This window comes from Paenarthrobacter sp. NPDC090520 (assembly GCF_044769205.1).
Lineage (GTDB): Bacteria > Actinomycetota > Actinomycetes > Actinomycetales > Micrococcaceae > Arthrobacter.
Genome location: NZ_JBIVXM010000001.1, coordinates 490,048 through 503,785 on the forward strand (window position 1 = coordinate 490,048; position 13,738 = coordinate 503,785).

At 64.6% G+C, this 13,738-nt stretch carries 15 protein-coding genes; 12 read left to right on the forward strand and 3 right to left on the reverse strand.

Annotation, left to right across the window (positions count from 1 at the left end):
* Positions 1-7 precede the first annotated feature (7 nt).
* The 3 genes from ACIQTZ_RS02355 to ACIQTZ_RS02365 are packed head-to-tail and all read left to right on the forward strand — an operon-like array spanning position 8 to position 2,981.
* On the forward strand, positions 8-793 hold the full coding sequence (locus tag ACIQTZ_RS02355; protein ID WP_400330435.1) for a lysophospholipid acyltransferase family protein: 786 nt from the start codon (positions 8-10) through the stop codon (positions 791-793).
* Complete coding sequence (locus tag ACIQTZ_RS02360) at positions 790-1,842, forward strand: NAD(P)H-dependent glycerol-3-phosphate dehydrogenase (RefSeq protein ID WP_402977165.1); 1,053 nt, start codon at positions 790-792, stop codon at positions 1,840-1,842. Before ACIQTZ_RS02355 ends, ACIQTZ_RS02360 begins: the two co-directional genes overlap by 4 nt.
* Positions 1,842-2,981, forward strand: coding sequence for a D-alanine--D-alanine ligase family protein (locus ACIQTZ_RS02365; RefSeq protein ID WP_402977168.1), 1,140 nt, complete (start codon positions 1,842-1,844; stop codon positions 2,979-2,981). The genes ACIQTZ_RS02360 and ACIQTZ_RS02365 overlap by 1 nt, the downstream gene beginning before the upstream one ends.
* Positions 2,982-3,024: 43 nt before the next feature.
* On the opposite strand, the gene ACIQTZ_RS02370 is transcribed toward ACIQTZ_RS02365, so the two are convergent.
* Positions 3,025-3,519 carry a DUF3515 family protein gene (locus ACIQTZ_RS02370; RefSeq protein WP_400330447.1) on the reverse strand — a complete coding sequence of 165 codons (495 nt, stop codon included), beginning with the start codon at positions 3,517-3,519 and terminating at the stop codon, positions 3,025-3,027.
* A 68-nt stretch (positions 3,520-3,587) separates the two neighbouring features.
* Here ACIQTZ_RS02370 and thiL point away from each other — a divergent pair, with 68 nt between their 5' ends.
* The 4 genes from thiL to rsmD are packed head-to-tail and all read left to right on the forward strand — an operon-like array spanning position 3,588 to position 8,470.
* Positions 3,588-4,601, forward strand: a complete 1,014-nt coding sequence (gene thiL, locus ACIQTZ_RS02375; protein ID WP_402977270.1) for a thiamine-phosphate kinase — start codon at positions 3,588-3,590, stop codon at positions 4,599-4,601.
* 22 nt (positions 4,602-4,623) lie between these two features.
* Positions 4,624-5,622: a DAK2 domain-containing protein gene (locus ACIQTZ_RS02380; protein ID WP_402977273.1), complete on the forward strand. Its 999-nt coding sequence runs from the start codon at positions 4,624-4,626 to the stop codon at positions 5,620-5,622.
* Entirely contained in the window at positions 5,612-7,867 is a 2,256-nt protein-coding gene (locus ACIQTZ_RS02385) for an ATP-dependent DNA helicase RecG (protein ID WP_402977171.1), read from the forward strand. Before ACIQTZ_RS02380 ends, ACIQTZ_RS02385 begins: the two co-directional genes overlap by 11 nt.
* Before the next feature lie 36 nt (positions 7,868-7,903).
* A complete protein-coding gene (gene rsmD, locus ACIQTZ_RS02390; protein ID WP_397325906.1) occupies positions 7,904-8,470 on the forward strand; it encodes a 16S rRNA (guanine(966)-N(2))-methyltransferase RsmD in 567 nt (188 codons plus the stop codon).
* A gap of 33 nt (positions 8,471-8,503) precedes the next feature.
* Here rsmD and ACIQTZ_RS02395 read toward each other — a convergent pair whose 3' ends face one another.
* Entirely contained in the window at positions 8,504-9,187 is a 684-nt protein-coding gene (locus ACIQTZ_RS02395; protein ID WP_402977174.1) for a spermidine synthase, read from the reverse strand.
* A 104-nt stretch (positions 9,188-9,291) separates the two neighbouring features.
* Positions 9,292-10,530, reverse strand: a complete 1,239-nt coding sequence (locus ACIQTZ_RS02400; RefSeq protein ID WP_402977177.1) for an aminotransferase class I/II-fold pyridoxal phosphate-dependent enzyme — start codon at positions 10,528-10,530, stop codon at positions 9,292-9,294.
* 35 nt (positions 10,531-10,565) lie between these two features.
* Between ACIQTZ_RS02400 and coaD the strand changes: the two genes are divergently transcribed.
* The 5 genes from coaD (at position 10,566) to mutM (ending at position 13,702) form a co-directional block, all read left to right on the forward strand.
* Positions 10,566-11,066, forward strand: coding sequence for a pantetheine-phosphate adenylyltransferase (gene coaD, locus ACIQTZ_RS02405; RefSeq protein ID WP_397325903.1), 501 nt, complete (start codon positions 10,566-10,568; stop codon positions 11,064-11,066).
* Positions 11,067-11,234: 168 nt separating this feature from the next.
* A complete protein-coding gene (locus ACIQTZ_RS02410; RefSeq protein ID WP_397325902.1) occupies positions 11,235-11,762 on the forward strand; it encodes a YceD family protein in 528 nt (175 codons plus the stop codon).
* A 33-nt stretch (positions 11,763-11,795) separates the two neighbouring features.
* Positions 11,796-11,999, forward strand: a complete 204-nt coding sequence (gene rpmF / locus ACIQTZ_RS02415; RefSeq protein WP_207614841.1) for a 50S ribosomal protein L32 — start codon at positions 11,796-11,798, stop codon at positions 11,997-11,999.
* Between the two features lie 23 nt (positions 12,000-12,022).
* Positions 12,023-12,751, forward strand: coding sequence for a ribonuclease III (gene rnc / locus ACIQTZ_RS02420; protein ID WP_397325901.1), 729 nt, complete (start codon positions 12,023-12,025; stop codon positions 12,749-12,751).
* A 3-nt stretch (positions 12,752-12,754) separates the two neighbouring features.
* Entirely contained in the window at positions 12,755-13,702 is a 948-nt protein-coding gene (gene mutM, locus ACIQTZ_RS02425) for a bifunctional DNA-formamidopyrimidine glycosylase/DNA-(apurinic or apyrimidinic site) lyase (RefSeq protein ID WP_402977182.1), read from the forward strand.
* The last annotated feature ends 36 nt before the right edge of the window (positions 13,703-13,738 follow it).

The window sequence follows — 13,738 nt, forward strand, 5'->3', positions numbered from 1 at the left end:
GACTCCTTTGAAGGAATCGGCCAAGAGCCGTGCCACGTTCGTGTTGCTGGCAAGCATCGCGCGTCCATTGATGAATATCCTGATGGCCAAGAAGTGGGAGGGCACGGAAAAACTTCCCGCGGGTGGCTTCATCGCAGCCCCGAACCACTGCACCGAGATCGACCCCATCGTGATCGGCCACATGCTCTACAACCAGAAACGTCCTCCGCACTTCCTGGCGAAGTCGGGGCTGTTCAAGGCGCCCGTGGTGGGTGCCCTCTTGAAGGCCACCCGGCAGATCCCCGTGGAGCGCTCGACGGCGGGTGCCAACCGCTCGCTGCAGGTGGCCAAAGAGGTGGTGGACGCCGGTGGCGCCATCATCATTTATCCGGAGGGCACGCTGACCAGGGATCCGGATCTGTGGCCCATGAAGGGCCACACCGGGGCGGCCCGCCTGGCCCTGCAAACAGGCGCTCCGGTGGTACCCATGGCCCACTGGGGTGCCCATGAAGTCTTTCCCCGGTACGCCAAGCGCTTCCACATCTTCCCTCGAAAAACGGTACGGGTCCTGATCGGGGAACCCGTTGACTTGAGTGCTTTCGCAGACCGGCCCATGGACCGGACCACCCTGACCGAGGCAACCGACGTCATCATGGATGCGGTGACGGAACTCCTGGCGACGCTCCGCGGTGAAGAGCCGCCGGCCCAGCGCTGGGATCCGGCTGTCCACCAACAGAGCAAGCACGGACGGTTTGTTGAACGCGGAGCCGAGTCCGGCAAGGACAGGCCCGCTGAATCCGAGGGCGGCAAATGACCCTTCCTGAACCTGCCATCCCCGCTCCGGACAAGGTAGCTGTCCTGGGCGCAGGCTCATGGGGCACCACGTTTGCCAAGGTCCTCGCGGACGCGGCGGCCGCCGCAGGCGCCGCCCGCACCGTCCAGGTGTGGGGCCGCCGCGCGGAAGTCGTCGCGGACATCAATGCATCGCACCGCAACGGACAGTACCTGAAGGACATCGGGCTACCGCACAGCGTTACGGCGTCCACCGATGTGGCAGAAGTCCTGCAGGGCGCGGGCCTGGTGGTCCTGGCAGTCCCGGCGCAGTCGCTCCGGCCCCAGTTGGGGGAGTGGAAGCGGCTGCTGGAACCCAACGCTGTTGTGGTGTCCCTCATGAAGGGCCTGGAGCTTGGCAGCGATGCCCGCATGAGCGAGGTGATCGCCCAGGAGCTGGGGATCCCCGCTTCCCGCGTGGCCGTCGTGTCCGGACCCAACCTGGCCATGGAAATCGCCAGGGAACAGCCGACGGCTTCCGTGGTTGCCTGCAGCGACGCCGAAACGGCCGCAGCCATCGCGCTGTGCTGCACTGCTCCCTACTTCCGCCCCTACACCAGCACCGATGTTGTTGGCGTGGAGATCGGCGGCATCGTCAAGAACGTGATCGCCTTGGCGGTGGGCATTTGTGAGGGCAAGCAGATGGGGGACAACACCAAGGCCTCCGTTATCACGCGTGGCCTGGCGGAGACCTCCCGGCTGGCCCTGGCGCTCGGCGGCGAGGCACATACCATGGCCGGCCTTGCCGGGCTCGGCGACCTCGTGGCCACCTGCTCGTCAGCCTTGTCCAGGAACCACACCGCAGGGCGGCTCCTGGGCGAAGGATTGAGCCTCGAGCAGGTTTCGGAGCGCATGACCCAAACAGCCGAGGGCATCAAATCAGGCCCCGCCGTGCACGAACTGGCCGGCAAATTGAATGTTGAGATGCCCATCACCGCAGCCGTTGTTGCGGTCCTTGAAGGCAAGATGTCCGTTGATGACCTGGGCCCGCGACTGCTGGCCCGGGCACTGAAGTCCGAAGGCGACTACTGATGGCCACTGAAGTAACCACTCCCGCAGCAGGCCGGCGACCCCGCGTTGCCATCCTTTTTGGCGGACGGTCCAGCGAGCACGCGGTCAGCTGCGTCACGGCTGCCGGCGTCATGGGGGCCATCGACACCACCAAGTACGAGGTTGTGCCGATCGGCATCGCCAAGTCCGGGCAATGGGTCCTCGCTTCCGGGGACACCAGCCAGTGGTCCCTGAGCTCGGCAGCACTGCCGGAAGTGGCAGCCTCGGACAAGACCGTCACCTTGGCCGAGATCGGCGGAGCGCACCAGCTTGTGGTGACCGAGCCCAACGCGGTCCCCCAGGAGCTTGGTTCCGTGGACGTCGTCTTTCCCCTGCTCCATGGACCGTGGGGCGAAGACGGGACCGTCCAGGGGCTCCTGGAACTTTCGGACACCCGCTACGTCGGCGCCGGAGTCCTGGCATCGGCCGTGGGCATGGACAAGCATTTCATGAAGGTGGTCTTCGAGGCCGCCGGCCTGACGGTTGGCCCCTACGTCGCCGTGACGGACCGTGAATGGCTCACCGATGCCGAGGCCGTACGCAAGCGCGTGGACAAACTTGGCTATCCGGTCTTCGTCAAGCCCGCCCGCGCGGGATCGTCCATGGGCATTTCCAAGGTCGATTCCCTGGAAGGGCTGGACGCAGCCATCGAAGAGGCCCGCCGCCATGACCTGAAGCTGGTCATCGAAGCGGGCATTGTGGGCCGCGAAATCGAATGTGCCGTGCTGCAGGGCCGCGGCACGGATGCTCCCAGGACCTCCATGCCCGGCGAGATCGCCGTGGCCGCGGGAGAACACCAGTTCTATGACTTCGCCGCGAAGTACGTCGATGATGGCGCAGCAGCCCTGAGCTGCCCGGCCGACATGCCTGAGGAAGCCATTGCACGGGTCCGGGAACTGGCCGCCGTCGCCTTCGACGCCGTAGGAGCCGAAGGACTCAGTCGGGTGGACTTCTTCTACACGCCTTCGGGCGGGTTGATCATCAACGAAATCAACACCATGCCCGGGTTTACGCCCAAGAGCATGTACCCGCAGATGTGGGCCGCCTCAGGCCTTGCCTACGGTGACCTGATCGACGAACTGATCCAGTTGGCGCTGACCCGCAAGACCGGACTCCGCTGATCCACACTAAGCTCTGCTGATATAAGGGAACCTGCCGGCCGCCCTACTTGGTGGACGGCAGGTCCTGCAGGTCTTCCTGGCCCACGCACTGTCGGGTGGCCTTGATTTTGCCTGCTGCGTTCGCAAGGTCTGCCAGGACCGTGGCCGAACTGATCTTGTCCGGATCCATGAGGATTTCGGTGGCTGGCTCCCGGCCGTACGTGGTCAGGGTGTAGTAGGGATCGCCTTCCTTGATGACCCAATCAATGTCGTTGACACTGACGCAACGGTCGGTAGTGGGGCCCGGGACGTTCACCCCGCACCTTAGGATGACCTGCGAAGGATCCCCCCACGCCGCCGTTGCCTGGCTGTTGGTCTTGCGCAACGCCGCGTCGCCGATCTTGTCCGGAAGGGCCACCATCAGGGGCGCGCACGCGGGATTGGCGGCGTCGGCGGCCGGCGAGACATCCACGGCGGGGGAACAGGCAGACAAGGCAAGAGCGGCGATTCCGGACACGGCAAGTGCCGCCGATGTCCGGCGAAGGGTCTTTCGGTGCATCAGTCCAGCCTATCCCGCATTATTCTGTCGGTTGCCCGCGATAGCGTAGGAGCGTGCCCGCAGAACAGTTGCCAGCTGAACCATTGACAGTCGCCCACGTGAGCGAGTCCCAGCTCCTTTCCCGGATTTTTCCGCGCTTGAATACCAGCGCCAGCATCCTCCTGGGGCCGGGGGACGACGCCGCCATGGTGGCGGCTCCGGATGGCCGCACCCTCATCTCCATCGATACTCAGACCCAGGACCAGGATTTCCGCCTTGCCTGGAACAGCGGTTACCGGACCACAGGTTTCGACGTCGGCTGGAAGGCCGCCGCGCAGAACTTGAGCGACATCAACGCGATGGGCGGCCAAGCGACGTCCTTGGTGGTCAGCCTCACCATGCCACCAGCCACGCCGGTGGCCTGGGTGGAGGATTTCGCCGACGGTCTCACCGCCGCCATCGTTGCCCTCGGAGCACCGGATTGTTCGGTGTCCGGTGGCGACCTCGGCCGTGGCCGGGAGATCGCGGTGACAGTCGCCGTCGTGGGTTCACTGGGTGGCCTGGAGCCCGTGCTGCGTTCGGGCGCCCGCGCCGGGGATGTCGTGGCGGTGGCCGGGACGCTGGGGCGCGCGGCTGCCGGTCTGGCACTGCTGGAGAGCCACGTTCCCGTCACCGAGTGGACCGCGGAGCAGCGGTCCCTGGCGGACAGCCAGTGCCGGCCCACCCCGCCCCTGGCTGCCGGACCGCTGGCTGCCCGTGCCGGTGCCACGGCCATGATGGACATTTCGGATGGGTTAATGCGCGACGCCGGCCGGCTCGCCGCTGCGAGCAACGCCGTCTTCGACTTTGATCCCGTGGCGTTGAAGGGCTATGCCGCTGCCTTGGAACCCGTCGCTGCGTTGCTTGGCCAGGATCCCATGCCGTGGGTGGTGGGTGGAGGAGAAGACCATGGTTTGCTGGCCACCTTCCCAGCAGATATCCAGTTACCTGACGGCTTCACTGCGATAGGCTCAGTTCAGGCGGTTGCCGGGTCACAAGGCGACGGCGTCCGGATTGCCGGGCAGGCTGCTGACACCGTGGGATGGGATCACTTTGCAGACTAAGATCGCAGCGAATGCGCACGCCATGAAGCGTTGGCTCGGCAAGGCTGAGGTGGTCCTCGGCAACCACAGCGACCGCCTCAATGCGATCAACATCTTCCCCGTCGCCGACGGCGATACCGGAACCAACTTGTATCTCACGGTCCGCGCCGCGGCTGGCGCGCTGGGTAACGGCCCGGAGGCCCCTGACACCGGAAACGACGTTGGCGCCGTGCTGGCCCGGGCCGGGCAGGCTGCCATGGAACAGGCAAGGGGCAATTCGGGAACACTCTTCGCCGTCTTCCTCTGTGCGGCGGCAGAGCCGCTGGCGGGCAAGTCCAGGCTGAGCGCCCCGTTGCTTGCCACGGCCCTGAACCGGGCGCAGATCCGGGCCTGGTCCGCGTTGAGCGAACCGGTATCCGGCACCATGCTGTCCGTCCTGGAGGCGGCCGCGCATGCGGCACAGGCCGTGGACGCAACCCAGAACGGCGACGACAGCAACCACGCACTCGGCCTGGCACTGGATGCCACCGTTGAGGCCGCATACCAGGCTGTGGTGCGTACCGAGGACGAGCTCGCTCCGCTCCATGAAGCACGGGTGGTGGATGCCGGTGGCGTTGGCATGCTCCTGGTGCTGGACTGCCTGCGTTCGGCCGTGCTCGGTGAAGAGTTGCAGGACGAACTCCTGGACGGCTTGCACGGCTACAAACTCCAGGATCCACATATCCACGAGCACATGCCTGCCGACGACGGGGTGGAGGTCATGTGCACCATTGAGCTTTCCCCTTTGAACGCTGCCATCCTGCGCCAGCGCCTGGACGAAATGGGCGACTCCGTCATCATGAGCCAGGTGGGCGGTGCCTCGCGGAACGAAGACGACGACGACGATTCCCCGGTGGATGCCAGCTACCGGTGGCGGGTCCACGTCCACGTTCCGGATCCTGAACCAGCCGTGGCACTGATCCGTTCGTTGGGCGAGCCCACGGACATAGCGGTCAGCCAGTTGGCCCTGCCACGCGACGCAATGGGCGGGCATGACGACTGAAGTGGAATTGCCGCTTGAACGCAGGATCGGAAAGCGCTCCGCGGCCGTCATTGAAAAGCACCTTGGACTGCGGACCACCGGCTCCCTGCTCAACTACTTTCCGCGGAGGTACCTCAACCGTGGGGAGCTGACGCCCATCAGCAACCTTCCCCTCGACGAGGAAGTGACGCTGATTGCCCGGGTGGTTTCCAACAGCACCCGGCAGATGCGCGCCCGCCGTGGTTCCATCACGGACATCGTGGTGACGGACGAGGCCGGTGGGAGCCAGGTTCCCGGCACCTTGAAGGTCAGTTTCTTCAACGGATTCCGTGCCAAGGCCGAGCTCCTGCAGGGCCGCCGGGCCTTGTTCTCCGGGAAGGTCACGCGGTACGCCGGCGCCTTGGGCCTGACCAATCCGGATTTCCTCCTGCTGGATGAAGACCCTGACGCTGAGGGTTCAATCGATCCCGAGAAGCTTGCGGCCATGCCCATCCCGGTCTACCCGGCCACTGCCAAGCTCACCAGCTGGTCCATCCACAAGGTCATCACAGCACTGCTGGAAACCCTGGACCTCGATGCTCTGGCTGATCCGCTCCCCGAATCCGTCGTTGCCAGGGACGGCCTGCTGAGCGTGGCCGATGCCTACCGCTTGATCCATTCACCGGAGACTGCCAAGGACTGGCAGCGGGCCCAGGGCCGTTTCCGGTACCAAGAGGCGCTGGTCCTGCAAACGGCCCTGGCCCGGCGGCGGGCACAGTTGGCTGCCGAGGAAGCGACAGCCCGGCGCCCGGCTGCCGGGGGACTGCTGGCGGAGTTTGACCGGAACCTGCCCTTCACCCTGACTGCCGGCCAGGCCACGGTGGGCAAGACGCTGTCCGAAGAGCTCGCCCGCGACACCCCCATGAACCGGCTCCTGCAAGGCGAGGTGGGTTCCGGAAAGACGATCGTTGCCCTCCGGGCGATGCTCCAGGTAGTGGACGCCGGGGGCCAGGCCGCACTGCTGGCTCCCACGGAGGTGCTCGCTGCCCAGCACTTCGATTCCATTCGACGGACCCTGGGACCGCTGGCACGGGACCAACTGTTCGGCGGCGCCGGAATGCTCGGAGGGGACACCGGGCAGCAAGGGGTCCAGGTCACGCTCCTGACGGGTTCCATGCCAACCGCGGCACGGAAACAGGCCATGCTCGACGCCGCCTCCGGCAACGCCGGGATCGTCATCGGTACGCACGCCCTCTTGAGCGACAAGACGAGCTTCCAGGACCTCGGCCTGATCGTGGTGGATGAACAGCACCGTTTTGGCGTGGAGCAGCGTGATGCCCTGCGGGCCAAGGCGCTGCGGCCACCCCATTTGTTGGTTATGACCGCCACGCCCATTCCCCGGACGGTCGCCATGACGGTCTTTGGTGATCTTGAGACGTCCATCCTGGATGAATTGCCCGCGGGCCGCGCTCCCATCTCCACGCATGTAGTGGGCCTGGCGGAAAACCCCGGATGGGTGGACCGGATTTGGAAGCGCTCACGGGAAGAAGTTGAAGCCGGGCACCAGGTCTACGTGGTCTGCCCCAAAATCGGTTCGGACGACGACGGCGACTTCAGCCCCGGAGAAAAGGAACCTACCGACGCTGAATTGTCAGAGGAAGGTCCGTCCCGCGAACTCGCCTCGGTGACCGCCGTCGTCGAGAGCCTCCTGGAGGAGCCGTCGCTGGCCGGCGTGCCCCTGGCGCCGCTGCATGGGCGGCAGGATCCGCAGCTGAAGTCGGAAACCATGGCGTCCTTCGCAGCCAATGAAACCAAGGTGCTGGTCTCCACCACCGTGATCGAGGTGGGCGTCGATGTCCACAACGCCACCCTCATGGTGATCCTCGACGCCGACCGCTTCGGCATCTCGCAGCTGCACCAGTTGCGTGGCCGCGTTGGCCGTGGCGGACTGCCCGGGACGTGCCTCCTGGTCACCACCCTGGAACCCGGGCACCCCAGCCGTCGCCGGTTGGATGCCGTCGCGTCCACCACCGACGGTTTTGAGTTGTCCCAGGAAGACCTGAAGCTGCGGCGCGAGGGGGACATCCTCGGGGCTTCGCAGTCGGGCGGCCGCTCCACCCTCAAATTGCTGCGCGTCCTGGAACACGAGGACCTGATTGCCTGTGCCCGTGCGGACGCACAGGCTTTGGTTTCCGGGGATCCGTCCCTGGATCGTCAGCCGGCACTGGCTGCAGCCATTGACGAGTACTTGAATCCCGAAAAGGAGGCGTTCCTTGAACGCGGTTAGCAACAGTGGAACCCGGCTGGTGCCCGGAGGCCTGGCATGAGCCGGGTCATCGCCGGCGTCGCCGGAGGAAACCCGCTCACCAGTGTGCCCGGTACCGCCACCAGGCCCACGACGGACCGGGTCAAGGAAGCGCTCTTTTCGCGGCTGGAGTCGCTGGCCGTGATTGACGACGCACGGGTGCTGGACCTCTACGCCGGCTCGGGCTCCCTGGGCATCGAAAGTGCCAGCCGGGGAGCGCGGAGCGTTGAACTGGTTGAATTCGATGGCCGAGCCAGCGACATCTGCCAGCGCAATGCGGATATGGTCAACCAGGTCCTGGGCGGCAAGAAGGTCTCCGTCCACCGTTCCAAGGTGGAGTCCTTCTTGGAACGCGCCGGCGAGGCTGTTTTGTGGGACCTCGTGTTCCTCGACCCGCCCTATCCCTTGGAGGAACCCGCGCTCAGTGCGGTCCTGGCCAAGCTGGCGCCCCACCTGGACGAAGGTGCCGTGGTGGTGGTGGAACGCTCATCCCGGAGCGCCGAACCCACGTGGCCGGAAGCCCTGGAATGCTTCGCGGACAAGAAGTACGGCGAGACAATGCTGTGGTTCGCCGAGCCTGCCTGAGGATCCGGCATTGCCCCATCCGGAAGAACCCGCCTAGCCGGAGATCTTGTCCAGGTCTACGCCAGTCAGGACGGTGGCCGGGTGGGGTCCACGGGCGAGGAGCTCGGACGTCCAATCCGGAGACCACCTCGTTTGCGTCCCCACCAGGATGATGTTGCCCGGATACCGGCCCTCGAACATTCCGGTTTCGGCGAAGGCTGCAACGTCAGCCATCGCTTCCCGCATGGCTTTCACCTGGCTGCGCACCAGGGTGAGTGCTGGTTCGTCGCCCACGTTCACTATCAGCACTCCGTCCGGATTGAGCCGCTGAGCCGCCTCTTCATAGAAGCCGGTGCAGGCAATGTGGGCCGGAGCGTCCGGGCCGGAGAAGATATCAAGGATGACGACGTCGAAACGCAGTTCGGCAGGAAGCTCCGCCAAGGCGGCCCGGGCGTCGGCGATATGCGTCGTGAGCCGTGTCCCCTCGGGCATGGGCAACTGGTGGAGGACGAAGTCCAGCAGCTCCCGTTCGAGTTCCACGGCGTGCTGCCCGGAGCCCGGACGCGTTGCCTGGATGTAGCGGGCCAGCGTCAAAGCTCCCGCACCGAGGTGGAGGGCGGAAACGGGCGCTCCAGGGGCCGCTGCAAGATCCACCACGTGGCCGATCCGCCGCAGGTACTCGTAGAAGATCTCCAATGGGTTGGCCAGATTAACGTGGGATTGTTCGGCGCCGCCCATGCTGAGGATGTAGCTGCCGGGTACCAGGGTGTCAGCCTTGATGCTGGCGTGGACGCCGCTTGCACGGAGGAAGCGGGTGGCCCCGCGGCCGCCGTCGGGGCGGTTCAGAGCCGGTCCTTCAACGTTGCGAGTCGTGACGCCGCTTCCTGGAGAACCTCGGTTTTCTTGCAGAAGGCGAAGCGCAGGAGGCTCCGGGTGCGTTCGGCTCCTTCCTGATGGCAGAAGACCGGAACCGGAATGGCAGCGACGCCCACCAGGTCCGGGAGTCGTCGTGCCAGATCCACTGCATCGCTGATTCCCAACGGGGCCGTGTCCACGTTGATGAAGTAGGTTCCGCTGGGGATGTAGACCCCAAATCCTGCAGCCCGGAGGCCTTCGGCAAGAATATCGCGTTTGTGCTGCAGTGTGCCTGCGATTTCCGCGTAGAAGCTGTCCGGCAGCGCGAGCCCCACCGCCACTGCGCTCTGGAACGGTGTGCCGGAGCTGTAACTGAGGAACTGCTTGACCGTGCGGGCAGCCGCTACCAGCTCCGCAGGACCACTCAACCAGCCGATTTTCCATCCAGTGAAGGAGAAGGTCTTTCCGGCGGAGGAGATGGTGATGGTCCGTTCGGCGGCACCGGGCAGCGTGGCAACCGGAAGGTGGGCCACCCCGAAGGTCAGGTGTTCGTAGACTTCGTCGCTGACGATGATGGCGTCGTACTTCGTGGCGAGTTCCACTACTTTGGCCAGCGCCTCGCGGGTCAACACCGAGCCCATGGGATTGTGGGGGTTGTTCAGGAGGACCACCCTGGTGCGGTGGCTGAACGCGCGCTCCAGGGCGTCAAGGTCCGGCTGGAAGTCTGGGGCCAGCAGGGGAGCGGTCACATGCGTGGCACCTGCCAGGCCGATGATCGCGCCGTACGAGTCGTAGAACGGCTCGAACGTCAGGACTTCGTCGCCGGGCTGGACGAACGCCAGCAGGGACGCGGCGATGGCCTCGGTGGCGCCGGTGGTAATGACCACCTCGGTGAGCGGATCCGGGGCCAGGCCGTAGAAGCGCTCCTGGTGGTGGGCGACTGCTTCGCGCAATTGCGGGATGCCCTTCCCCGGCGCATATTGATTGGCGCCTTCAGCGATCGCGGCCTGCGCCGCCGCCTTCATTTCGGCGGGTCCGTCCTCATCGGGGAAGCCCTGGCCCAGGTTGATGGCGCCCGTGGACATGGCCAAGGTGGTCATCTCCTCGAAGATCGTCACGCCGAGCTTCCCATCGGGCGCCAGCAGGTTGGCGCCCGTCGCGGCCCGCTGCCAGGGAGTGCTTGTGTGGACTGGTGCGCTGCTTCCTGCCGGTGACATGTCAGCCATGGTATCCCGGTGAAGCTTTGGGGTAGGTTCGACTCATGAGACGCGCGGTATGCCCAGGATCCTTTGACCCGATACACAACGGCCATCTCGAAGTGATCGCCCGCGCCGCCGGGTTGTTCGACGAAGTCATCGTGGCCGTGTCCACCAACTACGCCAAGAAATACCGGTTCAGCCTTGAGGACCGGATGGAAATGGCCCGCGAAACCCTTGCGTCGTTGCGGGGAATCATCGTGGAGCCCATGGGCGAAGGGCTCCTGGCCGAATATTGCCGCCGACGTGGTGTCTCGGCCATCGTCAAGGGCCTGCGGTCGTCCTCGGACTTCGACTACGAGTTGCCCATGGCCACCATGAACCGGCAACTTTCCGGCGTCGAGACCGTGTTCCTTCCGGCAGAAGCCCATTACGTGCACTTGTCTTCCACCCTGATCAAGGAAATCAACGCCCTGGGCGGCGATATTTCCGATTTCGTTCCCAAATCCGTCCTCAGGCGGCTCCTTGCGGGCGAGCCTCCGGCAGAACTGCCGCGTAACGGGTAGTCTGTAACCCGTGCCTTCGCAGTCCCCTGCCGGAGGATTCCCCACCGATGTCCCGAGCCCTTTGGCGTGCGCGGCGCCGGTTTGAGTCCTCAAGCGTGATCAGGCTAAGATGGTACGTCGGTCATATGTTCTACAGGAGTTCTCATTAAACGAGATGCAAGTTCGCCCTTGGCGCTGGTAGTCAAGGACCTTGGACGCAGTCCCGGGACCATGCGAACGCTCAAGGAGCATGTACCTGCACCAAGTGATCTTGGTGTGGCACTCATTGGTGTGAAGGAAGGCTCGGATGTCGAGCTGGATCTTCGGCTTGAGGCCGTACACGAAGGAATCTTGGTATCTGGAACCGCAATCGTCGGCGTAACCGGTGAGTGCGGTCGATGCCTGGATCCCCTTGCGTATGACCTTGAGGTCAATGTGCAAGAACTTTTCTTCTACGAAGGCGAAGAGCTTTCAGCCGAAGAAGACGATGAAGAGCAACGTCGAGTCGAGCACGATCTGATCGATCTTGAGCCGGTGTTGCGGGACGCAGTAGTCACCATGCTGCCGTTCCAGCCGGTGTGCCGGGAAGACTGCCAGGGCCTTTGCTCCGAATGCGGAGTGCGCCTGGAAGACGAGCCGGGGCACCACCACGAGGTCCTGGACCCTCGCTGGGCTGCCCTAGCTGATCTGGCTAAGACTGACCGGCAAACTGATTAGTAACTGTTGGACTAAGAGAGAAATGAGATAGCCGTGGCTGTTCCCAAGCGGAAAATGTCTCGCGCAAACACACGCGCACGTCGTGCCCAGTGGAAGGCAACTGCCCCCGCCCTGGTCAAGACCATCGAAAACGGTCAGGTCGTTTACAGCCTGCCGCACCAGGCAAAGGTCGTCACCGACTCCGCCGGCACCGCGCTGTTCCTTGAATACAAGGGCCGCAAGGTCGCAGACGCCTGATCTGCCGCACAGGCTGACAAAGGATGTCTTCAACTGAAGAGCTTCTGAAGCGTCTCGGTGTCTTCATTGACACCGAGACGCTTCGTCTTGCTCTGACACACCGCTCTTACGCGTACGAGAATGGGGGTATCCCCACCAATGAGCGCCTTGAGTTCCTCGGCGACTCCATTCTGGGATTCTCCGTTACCGATTCCTTGTACCGCGAGCACCCCGAGCTCCCCGAAGGCGAACTCGCCAAGAGGCGCTCCGCCGTCGTCAGTACGCGCGCCCTGGCCGGCATCGGCCGGACACTTGGCGTTGGCGAGTTCATCTACCTCGGCCAAGGCGAAAAGCTGACCGACGGCAAGAACAAGGCGTCCATCCTCGCCGACACCATGGAAGCCCTGATCGGCGCCACGTATCTTTCCAATGACATGGAGACCGCCCGCCAGCTGGTCATGCGCTTGGTGGGTCCGCTGCTCAAGGACGCCGGAGCCCTCGGTGCAGGTACCGACTGGAAGACCAGCATCCAGGAACTGACGGCCAGCAGGCAGCTCGGCGCCATCCACTACGCCGTGGAAGGTTCCGGGCCGGACCACGCCCGCACCTTCGAAGCCGTCCTGATTATCGGCGGTACACCGTATGGCCGCGGATCCGGCCACTCCAAGAAGGAAGCCGAGCAGGAGGCCGCGGCGGATGCATGGCGTGCCCTGAACGCGCCGGAACAGAGCCCGGCAGGCCAAGAAGCTGCGGCCGGGCCGGCCTCCGCCTGACCCATGCCTGAACTTCCCGAGGTAGAGGTGGTGCGTCGCGGGCTAGCCCGTTGGGTACGCGGCCGCCGCATCACCGGTGTGGACGTCATCGACCCCCGCTCCATCCGCCGGCATGCGCTGGGTGCGGAGGACTTCATTGGGAACCTGGAACACGCCACGGTGTTGGACGTGGTGCGCCGCGGCAAATTCCTGTGGATGCCGCTGGCCATGGACAGGGCAGACCTGACGCTTCCCAAGGTGGCGCTCATGGCGCACCTGGGCATGAGCGGGCAATTGCTCATGCAGGATCCCCACGTTCCGGACGAAAAACACCTCAAGGTCCGCATCAGGCTGAGCGCGGCCGACGATATGCCGGAACAGTTGCGGTTCGTCGACCAACGGATTTTCGGCGGCTTGTTCGTGACGTCCCTGATTCCCACCTCGGATGGCGGCCCCGGTGGCTTGGGGGAGACGCCCTTGCCGGAGATCGCCGAGGAAGCAGCCCACATCGCCCGTGACCCACTGGACCCGCATTTCTCTTTCGATACCTTCTACCGGAAGCTGAAGGCGAAGAGGACCGGGCTCAAACGGGCACTCCTGGACCAGTCCCTGATCTCCGGTATTGGCAACATCTACGCCGATGAAGCCCTCTGGTTGGCGCAAATGCACTACGCCCGCCCAACGGACAAGTTGCGGCGCGGCGATGCGGAGCGCCTGGTGGACGCCGTCAGGGAGGTCATGAGTGCCGCACTCGACGCCGGCGGGACGAGCTTCGATTCGCTGTACGTCAACGTCAACGGTGACTCCGGCTACTTCGCGCGCTCCCTTAATGCGTACGGCCGGGAAGGCAAAAAGTGCCGCCGTTGCGAGTCTGTAGGCCTGCACACCACGATCAAGCGCGAACAGTTCATGAACCGTTCTTCCTACACGTGTCCGGTGTGCCAACCGCGTCCCCGGAACGGGCGCTGGTAACCGGAGTTTCACAGGGGCAAAACTGTTCCGGATTCC

What these genes read in the sequence shown, in the direction of transcription:
- ACIQTZ_RS02380 (WP_402977273.1), top strand. Translation starts at nt 4,624, where the DNA reads ATGAAGCGTTGGCTCGGCAAGGCTGAGGTGGTCCTCGGCAACCACAGC.
- ACIQTZ_RS02400 (WP_402977177.1), bottom strand. Translation starts at nt 10,530, where the DNA reads ATGGCTGACATGTCACCGGCAGGAAGCAGCGCACCAGTCCACACAAGC.
- ACIQTZ_RS02395 (WP_402977174.1), bottom strand. Translation starts at nt 9,187, where the DNA reads ATGGGCGGCGCCGAACAATCCCACGTTAATCTGGCCAACCCATTGGAG.
- mutM (WP_402977182.1), top strand. Translation starts at nt 12,755, where the DNA reads ATGCCTGAACTTCCCGAGGTAGAGGTGGTGCGTCGCGGGCTAGCCCGT.
- ACIQTZ_RS02365 (WP_402977168.1), top strand. Translation starts at nt 1,842, where the DNA reads ATGGCCACTGAAGTAACCACTCCCGCAGCAGGCCGGCGACCCCGCGTT.
- ACIQTZ_RS02360 (WP_402977165.1), top strand. Translation starts at nt 790, where the DNA reads ATGACCCTTCCTGAACCTGCCATCCCCGCTCCGGACAAGGTAGCTGTC.
- rsmD (WP_397325906.1), top strand. Translation starts at nt 7,904, where the DNA reads ATGAGCCGGGTCATCGCCGGCGTCGCCGGAGGAAACCCGCTCACCAGT.
- ACIQTZ_RS02385 (WP_402977171.1), top strand. Translation starts at nt 5,612, where the DNA reads ATGACGACTGAAGTGGAATTGCCGCTTGAACGCAGGATCGGAAAGCGC.
- coaD (WP_397325903.1), top strand. Translation starts at nt 10,566, where the DNA reads ATGAGACGCGCGGTATGCCCAGGATCCTTTGACCCGATACACAACGGC.
- rnc (WP_397325901.1), top strand. Translation starts at nt 12,023, where the DNA reads ATGTCTTCAACTGAAGAGCTTCTGAAGCGTCTCGGTGTCTTCATTGAC.
- ACIQTZ_RS02370 (WP_400330447.1), bottom strand. Translation starts at nt 3,519, where the DNA reads ATGCACCGAAAGACCCTTCGCCGGACATCGGCGGCACTTGCCGTGTCC.